The sequence below is a fragment of the Marinitoga sp. 1135 genome (assembly GCF_013363245.1).
GTDB lineage: Bacteria > Thermotogota > Thermotogae > Petrotogales > Petrotogaceae > Marinitoga > Marinitoga piezophila.
This window is the reverse complement of the sequence record NZ_LBEZ01000008.1, coordinates 24,977-43,798: the sequence shown is the minus strand read 5'-3', so window position 1 is coordinate 43,798 and position 18,822 is coordinate 24,977. Positions and strand designations below refer to the sequence as shown.

Below are 18,822 nucleotides of genomic sequence, written 5' to 3'. Positions count from 1 at the left end.
TCCTGTTTGATCAAAAAAATAAAAACAGGACAACTTTGATTTTTTTCAATTAACAAAGAGTTTTTTAACTTAAGTATGATATAATTCTTTGAGAATAATAACGAAGATAGGAGAAGGTTTTATGTCAGAAATAACAAAACGAGCATTAGCCGCATCATTAAAGAAATTAATGAAAGAAAAACCATTATCTAAAATTACAGTCAATGATATTGTAAAAGATTGTGGAGTAAACAGAAGAACTTTATATTATTATTTCCATGATATTTATGAATTACTTGAATGGATGTTTATTACAGAAGTAGGCGAAGCAATAGGAGAAAATAAAACTTATGAAACATGGCAAAAAGGATATTTAAGTATTTTAAACTATTTAAAGGAAAATAAGAAAATAGTATTAAATGCATATAATTCTATAGATAGAAATCGCCTTGAAGACCATCTTTATGATTATGTGGCGAAATTAATATATGATGTGGTAGAAGAGCTTTCAAAGGATATAAATGTTCCTGAAAATCTAAAAAAAGACATAGTAAAATTCTATGAAATAGCATTAACAGGTATTATTATAGACTGGATAAAAAACAAAATGGAAGAAGATCCACAAATTCTAACAGATAAAGTAAGCAAGATAATTGAAGGAGATATATCAAGATCGCTAAGAAAATTTGAAAAAAAAGCCCCTTAAAAGGGGCCATTATTTTATATCAATCCTTCTAAAGAGGTATCTTTAAGAAGTTTCTTTACAAAAAATTCTCCAGGTAATGGTTTATTTCCATAGAGAGTTTTTGTTGCGTTTATTACATGTCTAATATCGTATTTACTTGGATAAATTTCTGGAACTTCCTTATCAAGATTTAATAATTTATATACTGCAATAACAGCTGAACGAACTGAATATTCCACAGTAAATACACAGTCGTCTTTGATTTCAACAAATTGTCCGAGGAATGCAAGGTTAACACTACCTTCTGGAACAACTTCTGGTCTGTCACCTTTTACCCTTGGCATGAACTGACTTGTAATATGTGGCATCATTGCAGGAATAACAATAGCGCTGTCAACAATTTCTTCCATTAATTCTCCTTCTACACCAATGTGATACAACAATTCTCTTAATAATTCTTCACCTGTACATTCACTCATCTTTTTCTTTATATAATCTCCTTCATTATCTGCAAATAAACCATATGCCCACATTACCAATACATCGTCTGGCTGATTTGCAAAATGAGGTTGTCTACTAAATGTGAAACTCATACCCCAGTTTGAATCTTTTATAGTAATAATTCCTCCAGTTACAACCCTTCCTGAATAAGGATCTCTATTTGTAATTTCTTTAATTACATCAGCCATTTTTGAGTCTTTGAAAGTAACTGTAAATGATTCCCATTTTGTTTTATCTATATTTTCATAGAACACTTCTGGTCTTCCAAATGCAGGATCCTTTGCTGCGATATTTTTCCATAAACTCCAAACAGGTCCTAATTCTCTGTTTAGTTCAGGTGCTTTATCCATGCTACCCAAAGTGGAATTTTCTGTCATGGAACCGTTAATTACAAATACAAGATCATCTCTTGTTGTTTTTATAACCTGTTCTTTTCCATCTTTTACAATATGAATACCTGTAACAACCTTTTCCTTTTCATTGATTTCAATATCGAGGTCTGTAACTAAAGTATTGTTTTCAAATTTTACACCATGATCCTTTAACCATTTTACCAATGGTAAAACGAATGAATCATATTGATTGTATCTTGAGAATAAGATATTTCTTAATTCTGTCATTCCAGGTAATAAATGAATAAATCTTTCCATGTATCTTTTCATTTCAACAACGCTGTGCCATGGTTGGAATGCGAACATTGAACGCCATAATAACCACATATTTGTTTCAAGATAATCTGGTGTAAAGAATTGTTCAACAGTTAAATCTCCTAAATCTTCTTCTTTTGCTAAAAATAATTTTGTTAATTGTTTTATATGATGTTCCTTTAATCCAAGTGTGGAAGTATCAACTTTTTCACCGCGATTTTGAATAACTCTTTTAGCTGCTACGTTAGGATCCCAATCGTTGATTTCTTTCATATCATCAAGTACTGTTCTTTCAGGATCTTCAAGTGTTGGAATATCTCCAAATAAATCCCATGTACATTCGTAATGTTCTTCCATTTCTCTACCGCCACGAATAATATAACCGTCTTCGAAGTTTCCAGCACCATCTAATGCGCCACCATTTACATTTTTTCTTTCAAAAATAGTGATATTTTTTCCATCCATATGTCCATCTCTTATTAAATAAAATGCTGCTGCTAAAGTTGCAATTCCTGAACCAACTAAATATGCTTTTTTGTTTTCAATACCTTCTGGTTTTTTAGGATGATACTTTAAGTGATAACTACCCATTTTACTCACTCCCTTATCTAAAAATTCGATGCAATAAAAGTATATAACTTTTTATTTGATTTGTAAATTACCAAAATTCGCTATTTGTGCAAATTTGCAACAAATTTGGTGATTTGTGAAAAAAGTGAAAATGTTAGAATTTAAATGTGTAATTTTATTTTGTTATAATATTTTAAATATTTATAAGTAATTTGGGGTGAAAATATGAAAGTAGGGATAATGGGAATAGGGACGTATATTCCTGAAAATTATATGACAGCAGAAGAAATAGCAGAAAAAAGTGGAATACCGGTTGATGTAATAAAAGAAAAATTTGGAGTGATAAAGAAACCAATACCAGGTCCAGAAGATACAACAAGTTATATGGGAATACAGGCAGCATTAAAAGCAATTAAAGATGCTGAGATTTCTCCAGAAGAAATAGACCTGGTAATCTGGAATGGAGGACAACATAAGGATTATCCAAATTGGTTAGCAGGACTAAAAGTAGCAAATGATATAGGGGCAGTTAATGCATGGTCATTTGATATGGAAGCAATGTGTGGTTCGATGATGGCTGGAATGGAAGTTGCGAAATCAATGATGATAGCAAATGAGGAGATAAATACAGTACTTTTGGTGAGCGGATATAGAAATGGAGATTTAATAGATTATAGAGTAAAAGAGACATCATTCATGTTTGACCTTGGAGCAGGCGGAGCAGCAATGATATTAAGGAAAAATTATAATCGCAATGTAATACTCAGTACAGCATTTAAAGGTGATGGTTCATTTGCAGAGGATTGTGTAATAGAAGTCGGGGGAAGCAAAAAATGGCCAATGGAAAAAGAAGATGTAAAAAGAATGCATTTTGTAGTGAGAGATATAGAGAATTTTAAGGAAAAACTAAAAGAAAAAACAATGCCAAATTTTTATTATGTAATAGACAGATCGCTTGAAAAGGCAGAATTAACAAGAAAAGATATAAATTACCTTGCAATACTACATTTTAAAAGATCAGCACATTTAGGAGTATTGGAAGAATTAGGATTAAAAGAAGAACAGAGTACATATTTAGAAGAGTATGGACATATGGGGCAAAATGATCAGATATTATCAATAGAATTGGGATTGAAAACAGGAAAGATAAAGGAAGGGGATAATATAGTAATGGTAGGAGCTGGGCTTGGATTTGTCTGGGCTGCTGCTGTTGTGAAATGGGGAGAAGCTAATAAATAAAAGTAGGCTGTAAAAGTTTTTACAGCCTACTTTTATTTATTATTTCTTTTTTAACTTTTTTCCTCTAAAAATCTTTAAGTATATAGGTAATGAGATTTCTCTACGTTTAAATAAAGACGGGTTGGATAATAACCAGCTTTTATAACGTATAGGTTTTTCATATGCTTCAACATTTGTCAAATGTAGTAAAGCATATATTCTTAATAAAAATCCAGCGAATATTAATAATTGTATACCGTGATATTTGTCGCCAAGTATATAAAATGTTTTATCCTTTAAAATATTTCCAAAAAAACCACCTATATTTGAAGCTATAATTGCTGTAACTCCTGAAGTTAAAGCATATGCAGCAACATAATTTTCAGCAGGTTCTGAAATGGTTTCAAGTAATAGATTGAAAAATGTAAGGTTTATAGCAGCCCACGCAAATGCTGAAAACACACTATCAAGCAATAATAAACTTCTATAATTATAATCTGTCATAACAAAATATAATAATGGTGCAATAGTTGCAAGAGAAATTCCAATCATAAGTATGCTCTTATTCCCATATCTATCGCTTAATTTTCCATAAAATGGATATAATACTAATGAAATTATTCCGGTTATAACACTCATTTTACCGAGAAATGTTGTATTAATGTGTAATATAGCAACCTGGAAATATGAAAAATATGGTCTTGTTAATTCTATTGCAAATGTCCATATTCCAACAAATACAAGAAACGTTTGAAATTTTTTATCCTGAAAGGCTTTTTTTATTTTTAATTCATTTTGTGAAGTTTCGCAGATTTCTGGAATCTTATGAAAGGCAAGGAGGATTATTGTTATTACAGCAAATAAGGCCATAATAGAGGTTACCAGCAAAATTCCCATTTTTTCATTTGGAAAATCAAGAAATTGGGAATAAAGGTAAGTGGCTAAGATACCTATTGCTGAGGCAAAAACATTTCGCATTCCAAAATATTTTCCTCTATCTTCGAAAGGTACTAACTCCCGCATAGCTGCTGTCCATATATTACTGATAAACGTTCCAAAAAAAGCATATAATATCATGATCATTACAAATATATGAGAATTTCTTATATTTAATAAAACTATTATAGGCAGCAATACAAGAGATCCTCTTCCTATTATGGAAACTATAATTAAACTCTTTTTTCGAGTTCCAAATAATTTATAGATTAAAGGTGTAAAAACCTGAAACATTTGTGCAAATACAGGGAAAGAAGATATTATCGAAATTTGAAAAGGTGAAGCGTTAAAATAAAGAGCTATGGAGATTATAATGAACGTTTGTGTTGCTACAAAGAAGGCATTAAATGCCATAGCCTCTAATACGGATAATTTCAAGGTTGTAGAAAGTTTTTTCATCCCCATCACCACCATGTATTATTTCTTATCTTGATTATAACATGATATTTCTTAAAGAAATATGTATTTCTTTGCAAAATGAAAACGAGAAAAATATATTTTTATTATAAGAAAATCTCCCGAATTTAATCGGGAGATTTAAAAAGATTTTATATTACCAGAAAAGGTTATTTTTTTATATAAATTTTTATAGAGTTAGGAGGATCATCTTGATTTTTTATAAATAAGTATGATTTGTTATTATATCTTTTTAAGAGATATTGTGTAGTTGGAAATGTTGAATTTAAAGGTGGAAGAATGTTATATGATTTTTCTTTTTTTGTATTTAAATTAATTTCAAAAAGTTTATATTCATTTGAATCTTTTAAAATTCCAAGAATATACATTTTATTGTCTAAAACAGAAATGAATTTTAAACTAAACCAATGATATTTTTTATCAGAATCGTTGGATTTGAACCAACCACTAGAATTAAATCTTTTTCCATCAATTGAATAAATCTTTTTTAAAGAATCGTTTTTTATTTGGTATAAATTATATTTTTCTGAATATATATCATGGCAAAAAATATAAACTTCATCATTATTTTTAATTATGTTTAAAGGTACATCTTCGATTTTTATTGTTTTTTCAGATATAAGAACATCATTTTTTTTGGTATATTTATAGATACCATATTTTTTACCTATACGATAAATTGGTTTGCTAATTATCCAGAAAGAATTTTTGAAATATACAAAACCACCATTTGCATAGTCAAATTCAATTTTGTTTAAGAAAGGTAAAAATTCAACTTTATTATTTTCTATTTTCCAAATTCCTTTGCTACCTTTATAGTATAAAATATTATTATCAAAAGTTAGTGATCCAAGGATAATTCCATGGTTTTCTGTAGTTTCAAAAGTTTTAGTATCTAAATATATATAATCAATATTTTTTGATAGAATATTTAATTTTGAGACTAGCAATTGTTCCTTATTTTTTTCTGAATTAAAGATTGGTGTGACATAATATAAATAACCATTTTCATCAGCGGTAAAATTGCCTTTGTTTAAGTAAACAATATTTTTATTTTCAGGGTAAATAGGGAATTGAACATCAATTTTTTTATAGGTATTATTTAATGGTGTTTTGAATATAAAGTAAAAAAATAATATTCCAACTAAAACCAATCCTACTAAAAAAAGAAAAGTTTTTTTCATATTTATACCCCCTTATATTTGAATTACTTATTATAATATTCTTTAAACTTCATGCTATACCATTTATCATCTTCAATTACATTATCATTTAAACCAAGTTTGCTATATTCTTTCATTTTCTGTTTATTATCAATGATTTCGTATGCCAATATTAAATTTAATAATGAATTATTATAATGGTCCCTTAAAAGAAAAGTTTCCGGTGAATTTATTTTTTCAGCTGGAAGATTAAATAAAGTATTTTTGTCTTTTTCAAAAATTGATTTTAATTTTTCAATAAGTGAAGATGTTTCATTTTTAAGGTCAAGTTCTTTATAGAATTTTATAAGATCTATTATATCCCAACCTGATAATTTTCTATTTTTAATAAATGATTTTATATATGAAATGGCTTTTTGGTTTGACCATTCTTTGTTTTTGTATTTGTCAATAAATAAATTTTTTGTTAGCCATAAATAGTCTGGAGAATAATCAATATAATCAATATATTGTATGATTTTCTTATCATATTTAAAGTGAAAAAATCTTCCGGCGGAAGCATATATTCCGTCATTGGCTGCAACGTAAAATTCAGAACTAATTGGAAGAAATACTATACTATGAACAGTTTCATATTTACATATAGGTTCATCATTTTCATTATTTGCTATAAGGTCTCTTAATATTTCAATAATATTTTTTACTGTGAGATAATTATAAGATTTTATGTAATTTTCTGCTTTATTTTTTCTTGAAATTGATCCTCTGTAAATTCCATTTTTGTTTTTTAGTAAAACAAAATGATTTGTAGAAACAATATAATTATCATTTTTTCTTACTTTTAAGTTATTGCTATCAAATTCAAAAACTACAGCTTCTTTGTCATGTTTACTTCCTATCATCAAATTGTTTCCAATAGTTCGTTTATTGTTTTTTAATATGACTTCAACATCTTTGATATCTTTTGCATTTTCCATAATCATTCTATATAATATACCAGTAGGTATTCCGGAGGAACTTTGATATTTTGATTCTGATGTCATTGAACCAAGTGAAATCCCTCTTTCGTTCATTCCGGATAATACACCAATTAGTCCTGGCCACGTGAGAGAAATAAAATTATATCCGTTTTGTGGCTGATATACAAATAAAACATTTTTATCCCATAGTTTATCTGATAAAAAATAATCCAGGTTTCTTCCATGCAATATTTCCCCATTTTTTGTTTTTTTACCAAAAACAGCAATGTTTGTGCATCCATATAGATTAAAAAGTTCATCATATATATTCATTAAGAATATTGAATCCAGAGAAGTATTACTTCCTTTTGCAATTGCAGCCATTTCTGTTTTATATTCTTTTGGTATCTTTCTAAAATAATTTTTCATTGTATATCGTATAATAAGTTTTTCAAATATCGTTTTATTTTTCAATTCATTTTCAAGAAGCTTTTCCATATTATTAATTTCATTTCGTAGAGCTAAACCATGTTGGTAACCAATATCTTGAGATTCTCCTGATAAATATAAAATTTTCAAATTTCCAATTTTTTCTGTTTTATACTCTGCAGTAGTTATATTTTTTATTGGATATTTCAAAGGTGTGAAAATATACACAATATATAGCAAAGTAATAAAAAATACAATAAATAATGAATACAAAAATTTTTTCATATAAAAACTCCTCCAAACAAAAAGTTTATGTTCAGATTAATTATATCATTATTTTATTTTTTTCAAAAATAAAATTTTTATTAATATAAGCCTCCTAATATGACTTATTAGGAGGCTTATAATACATATCACAAAACAATATCTTTTACTTTTTTTATAACCTCTGTTGGTGTTCTTCCAAAAACCCTTATCATAGCTTCTTTTCCGAAAAATCCATCATCCCATACAAAATCTATAGGAGAATTAGTTTCATTATATATATTTGATAAACCATAAGGTATAGAGTGTCCTTCTTTTGACTGTATTTCAACAGGTTCATTATTTCTATCAAGGTAATAAGTTTTATATCCAAGTTCTTTTGCTTTTTCTATATATATTTTTTCATAGCGTATATTCATGGCAGATCTTATCCATGGGAAGTATTTCATTGTTGCAATTACTGCCCTTGCCATATGGCTTTTTCCAAAAAAAGCAGGTTCATGAATGAAATTAATCTCATTTTCCAGTTTGTGTATTCTTCCAGGAAATTTCCCAACTTCATTTTCATTTGAAGCAAATGGAAGTGCATAAACAATATTTTGACCTACTTCTGGAATAGTATACTTTCCAAGTTCTATTATTTGTGGTTTTATCTTCCATAATTCCTCTATTATATATCCTTTATGTGCTTCGTATAATAAATTTTCCGTTTGAACAAATTTGATTGAATTTAAAACAAGTTTATCCATATAATTTAAAGAAGCAATAATGGCTTCTTCAACACTATATTTCATATATATATGAGCGGAAATTAATGATGAGAAAACACAGCCTGTTCCATGTAAGGATTTTTCATATCTTTTTGAAAAGAAAGTTTTATTTTTATAAATAACCTCGATTTTCTCAGAATTTTTATGTCCGCCTGTTATAATTGTTTCGCATAATGGATTTGTTAATTGAAATTCTTCTGAATTCATAATTATTAAATCCACATATTTTGAACCTTCATTTACTTCTTCTGGAGAAATGATGTTGAAGTTTGTAGAGGTTTTGATTATGGGATTCCATATAATTTTAGCTTCTGGATATTTTTCTCTTAGTAATTTTATTTGTTCTGCATTTGCCATTCCTGCTTTAATTATAGAAATATTTTTGAATAATTCAAATTCTTCAAAAGAACTTCTAAATTCGATTTTTTTAAATATCTCTGTGTTTTGGATTGTATAAGCGGATATAACAGAAATAGGATTTATCTTAAATAATTTCATTATAGATATATCTTGAGTTATTCCGGCACCACCTGATGGATCGAAAGCTGAGAAAATAAGCATTATAACGCCTCCTATTCTATAAAAATACTTTCTTCTTTTTCTAAAAACTCTTCTGTAATTCTCATTGCACATAGCGGACCACACATTGAACACATATTATTTTCCATTCCCTTTCTTGAACTATAGAAATTCAAAGCTTTTTCCTTATCAATTGCTATTTCAAATTGCTTTTCCCAGTTAAATTCTTTTCTTGCATGACTCATTTGATTATCTATGTTCATATGTTTTCTATTTTTTGCTATATCAGCGGAATGTGCAGCGATTTTTGTTGCAATAACACCTTCTTTTATATCTTCAAGAGTGGGGAGTCTTAAATGTTCAGCTGGAGTTACAGCGCAGAGAAAATCTGCGCCTTTAGCTGCAGCAATAGCGCCGCCAATTGCAGAGGTTATATGATCATATCCAGGTGCAATATCTGTAGTAATTGGGCCAAGAACATAAAAAGGTGCTCTATCACAAATCTTTTTTTGAAGAATAACATTTGCTTCAATTTCATCAATAGGCATATGCCCCGGTCCTTCAACCATTACCTGTACCCCGGCATTTCGAGCTCTTTTTACCAGTTCTCCAAGTCTTAATAATTCTTCAAATTGCAAATCATCAGTAGCATCATGAAGAGAACCCGGCCTCATTCCATCGCCGAGACTAATAGTAACATCATATTCCCTACATATCTCAAGTACTTCATCAAAATACTCATAAAATGGATTTTCTTTGTGATTTTTAATCATCCAGCCAACTATTATTGAACCGCCACGCGATACTATTTTTGTTATTCTTCTGGAGTTTCTCAACTTTTCTATGGTAGTTCTTGTAATACCGGCATGAATAGTCATAAAATCAACACCGGCTTTTGCGTGATCTCGAACCATCTGTATAAAATCATCTGCATCAAAATCTATTACACGTTTTTTATTCTGGACAGCTTTTGTTGCTGCGTCATAAACAGGAACAGTTCCAACCATAATATTTGAATTACGTATTATTTCATCACGAATATATGAAAGATTACCCCATGTAGACAGATCCATTATAGAATCTGCGCCAAATTTCTCAGCAATTTTCAATTTTTCAATTTCTTCTTTGACGCTTGAATATCCCTGAGAAGTTCCGAGGTTAATATTAACCTTGGTTTTTAAACCTTCTCCTATAGCTCTAATATTATCAAATTTATGATTCTTATTAACCGGTAAAACCGCATATCCTTTTTCAATTTTATTTCGTAATTCTTCTGGTGAAATTCCTTCATATTCTGCCGCGATAACCATTTCTTCTGTAATAATTCCAGCTTTTGCAAATTCCAATTGTGTCATTTAAATTCCTCCTTAAAACCAATTTACCGTTGTTGGATTATAATTTCTTGTTTTGATATAATTCATAAATTCTTTTACTGTTCTGGTATCTTCAATTTCAAATTGTTTTGTTGAATCTTTGTATAATGTATATCCTCCAACATTTGTTGTTGATCCTGCTGACATTTTTGTGGCAATGCCCAGTATTGCATTTCTAAATTTTATGCTTTCTCGAGTGGAGATATTTATATGTACTCGAGGGAAAATTAATTTTAAAGCAAGAATATAATGGATAAGTTTTTTATCAGAAATACTATAAAATTTATCTTTTACATTAAAAGCTGTTCTAATTCTTGGAAAAGATATCGAATATTCTACATTAGGATAATTCTTTAAAAGATAATCCATATGGTATGCCATCATTATAATTTCAAACTCCGGTTCATAAAGCCCTAATAAAGCTCCTATATTTATTTCTCTTACCCCAGCTTTTATGGCTTCTTCAACAGTATTAAGCCTTTTTTTGAAATCTTTTTTTGGACCAAATAAATGAACTTCTCTATATTTTTCCGGAGAATAGGTTTCCTGATACAATGTAACCCCTACAAGACCTGCTGTGACTAATTTCTCGTATTTTTCCCGGGTTAAAGAATATGTTTCTATAGAAATTTCTTTGAAAAAGTTTTTCAATATTTTTATGGTATTATATAAATACTCAAAATTAGAATTTACAGGATCTTCTCCAGTTAATATTAGAACGTGGTCAATTCCCTCGTGGTTTAAGTATAAGGCTTCCTGTTCTATTTCTTTATATGATAATTTCAATCGATGTATTTTATTAGAAGCCTTAAATCCACAATATGTGCAACCATTTATACAATAATTTGAAATGTAAAGTGGAGCATATAAAAATATAACATCACCAAAGAATTTTCTATTATTTTTTATTACTTTCTTCGCCATTGTTCGAAGATCATTATTTTGAAGCAATCCATATATGTCATTTACAGAAAAAAATTCTTTATTTAGATTAATATTATATTTGTTCTTTCTGGCTGAATTAACATAAGCAATGATTTTTTCTATGTTTTCTGAAAACATAGTTAATCTCTTCCTATATAATCGAACAATGGCGAAGATGCTTCTGCCACTTCTTTTTCTTCTGGAATTCCGGCCAGATAAGCCAGTCTTCCAGCCTGAGCTGCTAAAGAAAAGGCTTTTACCATTTTTACAGGATCTTCCGCAATTGAAACAGCAGTATTTGCAAGTACAGCATGACATCCAATTTCCATTGCTTCAGAAACATGAGATGGTTTTCCAATTCCAGCGTCAATAATAATTTTCGCATCAAATTCATTTAGAAGAATTTTTACAAGTTCTTTTGTAGTAAAGCCTTTATTTGTTCCTATAGGAGAACCAAGAGGCATTAAAACCTCAGCGCCATTTTCAATCATTTTTCTTGCATCATATAAATCAGGATACATATAAGGGAAAACCTTAAAACCTTTTTCTGTTAATAATTTACAGGCTTTTATAGTTTCCTGATTATCAGGCATTAAATACTTTGAATCATTTATAATTTCAATCTTTATCCAGTCTGTATTCATTAATTCTTTACCTGCCTGTGCAATTAAAAGAGCTTCTTCAGCGTTCCTTGCACCTGAAGTGTTTACCATAATTTTTTTTGCACTAATATAATCCAGAATACTTTCATTTAAACTTCCGTATGATGCTCTTCTCATTGCAACAGTGACAACCTCAATTTTTGCTTCTTCAATAGCTTTTTTCATAATAGAATAATCCTTAAATTTTCCTGTGCCCATAAAAAATAGATTATTTATTTCCTCATTATAAAATTTAATATCAACCACCTCCTACAACAGTAATAATTTCAATTTTATCCTTTTCCGAAATTTGAGAATCAGGATAACTTTTTTTTGAAACAATGGCTCCGTTTTTAATTACGACAATTGGTTTGTTATGAAGGGATAATTCTTCAACTAAATCTTTTATATTGGTGCTTTTACAGACCTTTTCTTTTCCATTTATAAATACCTTCAAAAAATCACCTCCTGATATAAAAAAATCTCCTGCACGAAGCAGGAGATTGATTTTTTATACTCCCTGCTCCGCTCCTTTCGCCGGTATTATCCAGATCAAGTTATGAGGGTCAGAGGTTTCCACCTCACTCTCAGCTGCGGTATCAGCAGCTCCCCTGCGGATCATAAATATTCACTTTTCATTTTGATTATATCATTAATTTTTTTAATTTTCAAGAATTTATTCAGTATAATCATAATTATGTTTAATGAGAGCAATATGAATATGATATAATAAATAAAACCAATTTTGAGGTGATTATATGTCAATAGAAATTGAAAGAAAATATATTATTTCTAATGATGAAAGTGAAAAATTAATAAAAAAGGCTATAAAGAAAATAGGTATTGTTCAATGGTATATTCGTGATGATATTAATGAAATAGAAAGATATAGGCTTTCAATAATAAAAAATAATAAAGATTATGATTACAAATGGACATACGCATATAAAGCAAATACAAAAATTGCACATGAAAAAATAGAAAAAGAAAGAGTAGAAAAACCACAGGAATTGGAAAATCTGATAAAATATAAAATGGTAGCAAAAATAAGATATATGATAAATGATAATCCAGAAATTGTTGTTGATGAATTTGTTGATTTTAATAAAATAAGGTATAATATAGAGGAAAAATTTTTACTTGAAATAGAAATGAAAGAAGAAAAAAAATATAAAAAAGAAGATTTTGAAGAAGTACTAAAAAATTTTGATATTGAAACGATAAAAGATGTTACTGAGGACTTTAAATATTATAATAATAGAATAGCAGTAGTTGCAAAAAATATGATCCTCAATGAGATTATTGAAAAAATAAAAGAAAAGTTATAATGTTATCGTACACACAAAACCGTGGATAGTACTGTAACAAAATACATAAAACTTTTTAGTTTTTGTAACTTCACAAAAAAATCACAACATTTTAATTGAAAATTAAAAAGACCTGAGGTAAAATACACTTGGTATTTTTAAAAATTCTGAAAGGAGGAATACAAATTATATGCCAACGATAAATCAACTTGTTAGACATGGAAGAAAACAACTAAAGAAAAAGTCAAAATCTCCAGCATTACAGAGCAATCCTCAAAAAAGAGGTGTATGTGTAAGGGTTTCAACAATGACACCTAAGAAACCTAACTCAGCTTTGAGAAAAATTGCAAGGGTTAGACTTTCAAACGGAATTGAAGTTACAGCATATATTCCAGGTGAAGGTCATAACTTACAGGAACACTCCAATGTATTAATAAGAGGCGGAAGGGTTAAAGACTTGCCAGGTGTTAGATATAAGATTATCAGAGGTACATTGGATGCAGCTGGTGTTGAAGGAAGAAAACAGAGCAGAAGTAAATACGGCGCAAAAAGACCTAAGAAGTAAGGAGGTAAGTAAATGAGAAGAAGAAGGGCACCAAAGAGACCGGTTACACCAGATCCAATATATAATGATGTATTGGTATCAAAATTGGTTGTTAGGGTAATGAAAGATGGTAAAAAAACAGTTGCACAGTCTATAGTATACGGTGCATTTGATATAATAAAAGAAAAATTGGAAAAAGATCCTTTAGAAGTATATCATCAAGCAGTACAAAATGTAAGACCATTAATTGAAGTAAGACCAAGAAGGGTTGGAGGAGCTACATATCAAGTTCCATTTGAAGTACCAGAGGAAAGGGCTATCTCTTTAGCTTTAAGATGGATTGTTAAAGCTGCAAGAGATAAATCAGGAAGACCAATGAAAGAAAAATTAGCTCAAGAATTAATAGATGCTTATAATGGTGTTGGAGCAGCAGTTAAGAAGAGAGACGACGTACACAAAATGGCTGAAGCTAATAAAGCATTTGCTCATTACCGCTGGTAATTTATTGAGGAGGGATTGTTTTGAAAGAGCGGTTATATGCCTTAAATAAAACAAGAAATATTGGAATTATTGCACATATTGATGCTGGTAAAACAACAACAACAGAAAGAATATTGTTTTATACAGGTAAAAAACATAAAATAGGGTCCGTTGATGACGGTACAGCAACAATGGACTGGATGGAACAGGAAAAAGAAAGAGGTATCACAATTACCTCAGCAGCTACAACATGTTTCTGGAGAGATCACAGGATTAACATCATTGATACACCCGGACACGTGGATTTTACAGTTGAAGTTGAAAGGGCATTAAGGGTATTAGATGGTGCTGTTGTTATATTTGACGCACAGGTTGGTGTTGAACCTCAGTCAGAAACAGTTTGGAGACAGGCTGATAGATATAATGTTCCAAGGGTTGCATACATGAACAAAATGGATAAACTTGGGGCAGATTTTTATAATGCAGTTCAAACAATGATTGACAAATTAGGAACAAACCCATTACCTTTACAGATTCCTATAGGAGCAGAATCTGATTTTGAAGGTGTTGTTGATCTTGTAAAAATGAAAGCAATATATTGGGTTAGTGAAGATGGATCAAAATTTGAATACAGAGATATTCCAGAGGATTTAGTTGCTAAAGCAGATCAATACAGAGAAGATTTAATAACAGCTATTTCAGAATATGATGAAGAAATAATGGAATTATTCTTTGAAGGAGAAGATATTCCAGAAGATAAAATAAAAGCTGCAATAAGAAAAGGAACAATTGAAGGTGCATTTGTTCCAGTAGTATGTGGAACATCATTTAAAAACAAAGGTGTTCAACCTGTATTAGATGCAATTGTTGATTACTTACCTTCACCGCTTGATTTACCGCCTGTAAAAGCATATGATGCAAGAACAGGTGAATTTGTAAGAGAACTCGAACCAGATGAAAATGGACCATTTGTTGCTCTTGCATTTAAAATCATGGTGGATCCATATGTTGGTAAGCTCACATTTGCAAGGGTATATTCAGGAAAATTACAAAAAGGAAGCTATGTTTTAAATACAACAAAGGGTAAGAAAGAAAGAGTTTCAAGATTAATGTTCATGCATTCAGATCAAAGAGAAGAAGTAGATTACATCAGAGCTGGTGACATTGTAGCTATAATAGGTTTAAAGAATACAATTACAGGTGATACATTAACAGAAGAAGGACAGGATATTGTATTGGAAAAATTGGAATTCCCAGAACCAGTTATCTCATTGGCAATTGAACCAGAAACAAAAAATGATGAAGCTAAATTAACTAAAGCATTACAAGCATTAACAGAAGAAGATCCAAGTTTAAATGTTAAACTTGATCACGAAACAGGTGAAACAATACTTTCAGGTATGGGTGAATTACACCTTGAAATTATAGTAGATAGGTTAAAGAGAGAATTTAAAGTTGGAGTTAAAGTTGGTCAACCACAGGTTGCATATAGAGAAACAATTAGAGGAACAGCTGATGTTGAAACTAAATACATCAGACAATCTGGTGGTAGAGGTCAATACGGTCACGTTAAAATTAAAATTGAACCTATTGAAAATACAAAAGTATTGGAATTTGAAGATAAAATCGTTGGAGGTATTATTCCAAAAGAATATATTCCAGCAGTTGAAGCGGGTATAAAAGAAGCTATGCAATCAGGTGTGTTAGCTGGATACCCAATGGTTGGTATAAAGGCTACATTGTACGATGGTTCATACCACGAAGTTGACTCTTCAGAAATGGCATTTAAGATTGCAGGTTCTATGGCATTAAAAGATGCTGCTAAAAAAGCAAATCCTGTATTATTAGAACCAATCATGAAAGTTGATATTACAACACCTGAAGAATACATGGGTGACATTATAGCTGACTTAAACTCAAGAAGAGGAAGAATTGAAGGTTTTGAAAATGTGGGAAATACAAGCACAAGATTAATTCACGCTTTAGTTCCACTTTCAGAATTATTCGGTTATGCAACAGTATTGAGATCATTGTCTCAGGGAAGAGCAACACAATCAATTCAATTCTCACATTATGATGAAGTTCCAGCTTCAGTAGCTGAAAAAATAATGAATAAATAATCTTATTAAATAGCATCACAAAACATAGAGGAGGGACAAAAAATGGCAAAAGAAAAGTTCGTCAGAAGCAAACCACATATGAATATTGGTACAATCGGACATATCGACCACGGTAAAACAACATTAACAGCAGCTATTACAAAATCATTAGCTTTAAAAGGATACGCAGACTTCACACCATTTGAACAAATCGATAAAGCTCCAGAAGAAAAACAGAGAGGTATTACAATCAATATTGCACACGTTGAATACGAAACAGATCACAGACACTATGCACATATCGACTGTCCAGGTCACGCTGACTACATCAAAAATATGATCACAGGTGCTGCACAGATGGATGGTGCTATCTTAGTTGTAGCAGCAACAGACGGTGTTATGCCACAAACAAGAGAACACGTTCTCTTATCAAGACAGGTTAACGTTCCAGCTATCGTTGTATTCATCAACAAAACAGATATGGTTGATGACGAAGAAATCATCGAATTAGTTGAAATGGAAGTAAGAGAATTATTAAATCAGTACGAATTCCCAGGAGACGAAGTTCCTGTAATCAAAGGTTCAGCTTTAAAAGCATTAGAAGCAGATTCACAGGACGATCCATGGGTACAGAAAATCTACGAATTAATGGATGCAGTAGACAGCTACTTCCCAGAACCACAGAGACCAGTAGATCAGCCATTCCTTATGCCTGTTGAAGACGTATTCTCAATCACAGGTAGGGGTACAGTTGTTACAGGAAGAATCGAAAGAGGAGCTATTCACCCAGGTGACGAAGTAGAAATCGTTGGTATGACAGATGAAATTAAGAAAACAGTTGTAACTGGTGTTGAAATGTTCAGAAAATTATTAGACGAAGGTATCGCTGGTGACAACGTAGGATGTTTGTTAAGAGGTATTGACAAAGACGAAGTATGGAGAGGTCAGGTATTAGCAAAACCAGGTTCAATCACACCTCATAAGAAATTCAAAGCACAAATCTACGTATTAAAGAAAGAAGAAGGAGGAAGACACACTCCATTCAAGAAAGGTTACAGACCACAATTCTACATCAGAACAGCTGACGTTACAGGTACATTGTTAGAATTCGAAGGCGGAGCAGAAATGGTTATGCCAGGAGATAACATTGTAACAACAGTAGAATTAATCTACCCTGTAGCATTAGAAAAGAACATGAGATTTGCTGTTCGTGAAGGTGGAAGAACAGTTGGAGCAGGTGTTGTTACAGAAATAGTAGAATAATAAAATCTTTTTGCAAAGTTTTTATTATAAAATATAAAATCGGGGAGCTTCCACGCTCCCTTTGCTAAATGCTTAAAGGAGGGTCAGTATGGCAAAAAAGTTGATTAAAATAAGATTAAAATCATATGATCATAGATTATTAGATGAATCAGCACAAAAAATAATAGATGCAGTTAAAAATAGCAGTGCAAAGGTTTCAGGACCTATTCCACTACCAACAGAAAAAACAATTTACAGTGTTATAAGATCACCACATAAATACAACTATTCAAGAGAACAATTTGAAAAAAGAGTACATAAAAGAGTTATTTACATCTACGATGCAACACAGGAAACAGTAACAGAATTATTAAAAATTCAGTTACCATCAGGTGTATCAGTAGATATGAAGGCTTAATTTTAATGATCGGGCTCTGGAGGTGAAGTTAGCATGAAAGGTATTTTAGGAAGAAAAGTAGGTATGACAAGAGTTTATAAAGATGGTAAAGCCATCCCGGTCACAGTTATAAAAGCTGGACCATGTGTAGTAGTGCAGAAAAAAACAGAAGAAAAAGATGGTTATAAAGCTATTCAGGTTGGTTTTGAAGAAGTAAAAGAATACAAAGTAAACAAACCAAAGCTTGGAATCTTCAAAAAAGCAGGCGTAAAACCAATGAGAGTTCTTAAAGAATTCAAAGTTGATGACGTAGATGCATATGAAATTGGTCAGACAATTGATGTATCAATTTTTGAAGAAGGAGAAAAAGTAGATGTAACAGGTTGGTCAAAAGGTAGAGGTTACGCTGGTGTAATTAAAAGATGGAATTTTGGTGGAGGAAGAAAAACACACGGTTCTAAATTCCATAGAGCTTTAGGTTCAACAGGTAACCACACAGAACCAGCAAAAGTATTCAAAGGTAAAAAGATGTTCGGACATTACGGAAATGAAAGAATTACAGTATTAAACTCAGAAGTCGTAAAAATAGATAAAGAAAACAACCTTATAGCAGTTAAAGGTGGAGTTCCAGGTGCGAGGGGTGGATTGTTAATAATCAGAGAAGCAATCAAAAAGTAAGCCCCGAAAATGAAGAACGA

At 30.6% G+C, this 18,822-nt stretch carries 18 protein-coding genes and 1 riboswitch; of the genes, 9 read left to right on the top strand and 9 right to left on the bottom strand.

The window, feature by feature from the left end:
- Positions 1-121 precede the first annotated feature (121 nt).
- A complete protein-coding gene (locus XO10_RS04485) occupies positions 122-685 on the top strand; it encodes a TetR/AcrR family transcriptional regulator C-terminal domain-containing protein (RefSeq protein ID WP_014296386.1) in 564 nt (187 codons plus the stop codon).
- Positions 686-699: 14 nt separating this feature from the next.
- Here XO10_RS04485 and XO10_RS04480 read toward each other — a convergent pair whose 3' ends face one another.
- On the bottom strand, positions 700-2,403 hold the full coding sequence (locus XO10_RS04480) for an oleate hydratase (protein WP_014296385.1): 1,704 nt from the start codon (positions 2,401-2,403) through the stop codon (positions 700-702).
- Between the two features lie 204 nt (positions 2,404-2,607).
- Here XO10_RS04480 and XO10_RS04475 point away from each other — a divergent pair, with 204 nt between their 5' ends.
- On the top strand, positions 2,608-3,621 hold the full coding sequence (locus tag XO10_RS04475) for a 3-oxoacyl-ACP synthase (RefSeq protein ID WP_175421174.1): 1,014 nt from the start codon (positions 2,608-2,610) through the stop codon (positions 3,619-3,621).
- A 39-nt stretch (positions 3,622-3,660) separates the two neighbouring features.
- Here XO10_RS04475 and XO10_RS04470 read toward each other — a convergent pair whose 3' ends face one another.
- The 8 genes from XO10_RS04470 to thiS all read right to left on the bottom strand — a co-directional run bounded on the left by XO10_RS04470 (position 3,661) and on the right by thiS (position 12,512).
- On the bottom strand, positions 3,661-4,995 hold the full coding sequence (locus tag XO10_RS04470) for an MFS transporter (RefSeq protein ID WP_014296382.1): 1,335 nt from the start codon (positions 4,993-4,995) through the stop codon (positions 3,661-3,663).
- Positions 4,996-5,162: 167 nt separating this feature from the next.
- On the bottom strand, positions 5,163-6,197 hold the full coding sequence (locus tag XO10_RS04465) for a hypothetical protein (protein WP_014296381.1): 1,035 nt from the start codon (positions 6,195-6,197) through the stop codon (positions 5,163-5,165).
- A gap of 23 nt (positions 6,198-6,220) precedes the next feature.
- Positions 6,221-7,849: a C45 family peptidase gene (locus XO10_RS04460; protein ID WP_175421173.1), complete on the bottom strand. Its 1,629-nt coding sequence runs from the start codon at positions 7,847-7,849 to the stop codon at positions 6,221-6,223.
- 128 nt (positions 7,850-7,977) lie between these two features.
- Positions 7,978-9,159, bottom strand: a complete 1,182-nt coding sequence (locus tag XO10_RS04455) for a thiamine-phosphate synthase family protein (RefSeq protein WP_014296379.1) — start codon at positions 9,157-9,159, stop codon at positions 7,978-7,980.
- Between the two features lie 11 nt (positions 9,160-9,170).
- Complete coding sequence (gene thiC, locus XO10_RS04450; RefSeq protein ID WP_014296378.1) at positions 9,171-10,472, bottom strand: phosphomethylpyrimidine synthase ThiC; 1,302 nt, start codon at positions 10,470-10,472, stop codon at positions 9,171-9,173.
- Between the two features lie 12 nt (positions 10,473-10,484).
- Positions 10,485-11,552: a 2-iminoacetate synthase ThiH gene (thiH, locus tag XO10_RS04445; protein WP_014296377.1), complete on the bottom strand. Its 1,068-nt coding sequence runs from the start codon at positions 11,550-11,552 to the stop codon at positions 10,485-10,487.
- A gap of 2 nt (positions 11,553-11,554) precedes the next feature.
- Positions 11,555-12,322, bottom strand: coding sequence for a thiazole synthase (locus XO10_RS04440; RefSeq protein WP_175421172.1), 768 nt, complete (start codon positions 12,320-12,322; stop codon positions 11,555-11,557).
- Positions 12,315-12,512 carry a sulfur carrier protein ThiS gene (gene thiS / locus XO10_RS04435; protein WP_014296375.1) on the bottom strand — a complete coding sequence of 66 codons (198 nt, stop codon included), beginning with the start codon at positions 12,510-12,512 and terminating at the stop codon, positions 12,315-12,317. The genes XO10_RS04440 and thiS overlap by 8 nt, the downstream gene beginning before the upstream one ends.
- A gap of 55 nt (positions 12,513-12,567) precedes the next feature.
- A riboswitch (TPP riboswitch) is annotated at positions 12,568-12,678 on the bottom strand.
- Positions 12,679-12,813: 135 nt separating this feature from the next.
- Here thiS and XO10_RS04430 point away from each other — a divergent pair.
- The 7 genes from XO10_RS04430 (at position 12,814) to rplC (ending at position 18,802) form a co-directional block, all read left to right on the top strand.
- Complete coding sequence (locus tag XO10_RS04430; RefSeq protein WP_175421171.1) at positions 12,814-13,383, top strand: hypothetical protein; 570 nt, start codon at positions 12,814-12,816, stop codon at positions 13,381-13,383.
- Positions 13,384-13,552: 169 nt separating this feature from the next.
- A complete protein-coding gene (rpsL, locus tag XO10_RS04425; RefSeq protein WP_014296373.1) occupies positions 13,553-13,927 on the top strand; it encodes a 30S ribosomal protein S12 in 375 nt (124 codons plus the stop codon).
- Between the two features lie 12 nt (positions 13,928-13,939).
- Positions 13,940-14,407, top strand: coding sequence for a 30S ribosomal protein S7 (gene rpsG, locus XO10_RS04420; RefSeq protein WP_014296372.1), 468 nt, complete (start codon positions 13,940-13,942; stop codon positions 14,405-14,407).
- A 20-nt stretch (positions 14,408-14,427) separates the two neighbouring features.
- Positions 14,428-16,506: an elongation factor G gene (gene fusA / locus XO10_RS04415; RefSeq protein WP_014296371.1), complete on the top strand. Its 2,079-nt coding sequence runs from the start codon at positions 14,428-14,430 to the stop codon at positions 16,504-16,506.
- Positions 16,507-16,548: 42 nt separating this feature from the next.
- A complete protein-coding gene (tuf, locus tag XO10_RS04410; RefSeq protein ID WP_014296370.1) occupies positions 16,549-17,748 on the top strand; it encodes an elongation factor Tu in 1,200 nt (399 codons plus the stop codon).
- An 88-nt stretch (positions 17,749-17,836) separates the two neighbouring features.
- Entirely contained in the window at positions 17,837-18,145 is a 309-nt protein-coding gene (gene rpsJ / locus XO10_RS04405; RefSeq protein ID WP_014296369.1) for a 30S ribosomal protein S10, read from the top strand.
- 33 nt (positions 18,146-18,178) lie between these two features.
- Positions 18,179-18,802 (top strand): 50S ribosomal protein L3, encoded by a 624-nt coding sequence (rplC, locus tag XO10_RS04400; RefSeq protein WP_014296368.1) that lies wholly within the window; start codon positions 18,179-18,181, stop codon positions 18,800-18,802.
- Positions 18,803-18,822 lie beyond the last annotated feature (20 nt).

What these genes read in the sequence shown, in the direction of transcription:
- XO10_RS04485 (WP_014296386.1), top strand. Translation starts at nt 122, where the DNA reads ATGTCAGAAATAACAAAACGAGCATTAGCCGCATCATTAAAGAAATTA.
- XO10_RS04480 (WP_014296385.1), bottom strand. Translation starts at nt 2,403, where the DNA reads ATGGGTAGTTATCACTTAAAGTATCATCCTAAAAAACCAGAAGGTATT.
- XO10_RS04475 (WP_175421174.1), top strand. Translation starts at nt 2,608, where the DNA reads ATGAAAGTAGGGATAATGGGAATAGGGACGTATATTCCTGAAAATTAT.
- XO10_RS04470 (WP_014296382.1), bottom strand. Translation starts at nt 4,995, where the DNA reads ATGAAAAAACTTTCTACAACCTTGAAATTATCCGTATTAGAGGCTATG.
- XO10_RS04465 (WP_014296381.1), bottom strand. Translation starts at nt 6,197, where the DNA reads ATGAAAAAAACTTTTCTTTTTTTAGTAGGATTGGTTTTAGTTGGAATA.
- XO10_RS04460 (WP_175421173.1), bottom strand. Translation starts at nt 7,849, where the DNA reads ATGAAAAAATTTTTGTATTCATTATTTATTGTATTTTTTATTACTTTG.
- XO10_RS04455 (WP_014296379.1), bottom strand. Translation starts at nt 9,159, where the DNA reads ATGCTTATTTTCTCAGCTTTCGATCCATCAGGTGGTGCCGGAATAACT.
- thiC (WP_014296378.1), bottom strand. Translation starts at nt 10,472, where the DNA reads ATGACACAATTGGAATTTGCAAAAGCTGGAATTATTACAGAAGAAATG.
- thiH (WP_014296377.1), bottom strand. Translation starts at nt 11,552, where the DNA reads ATGTTTTCAGAAAACATAGAAAAAATCATTGCTTATGTTAATTCAGCC.
- XO10_RS04430 (WP_175421171.1), top strand. Translation starts at nt 12,814, where the DNA reads ATGTCAATAGAAATTGAAAGAAAATATATTATTTCTAATGATGAAAGT.
- rpsL (WP_014296373.1), top strand. Translation starts at nt 13,553, where the DNA reads ATGCCAACGATAAATCAACTTGTTAGACATGGAAGAAAACAACTAAAG.
- rpsG (WP_014296372.1), top strand. Translation starts at nt 13,940, where the DNA reads ATGAGAAGAAGAAGGGCACCAAAGAGACCGGTTACACCAGATCCAATA.
- tuf (WP_014296370.1), top strand. Translation starts at nt 16,549, where the DNA reads ATGGCAAAAGAAAAGTTCGTCAGAAGCAAACCACATATGAATATTGGT.
- rpsJ (WP_014296369.1), top strand. Translation starts at nt 17,837, where the DNA reads ATGGCAAAAAAGTTGATTAAAATAAGATTAAAATCATATGATCATAGA.
- rplC (WP_014296368.1), top strand. Translation starts at nt 18,179, where the DNA reads ATGAAAGGTATTTTAGGAAGAAAAGTAGGTATGACAAGAGTTTATAAA.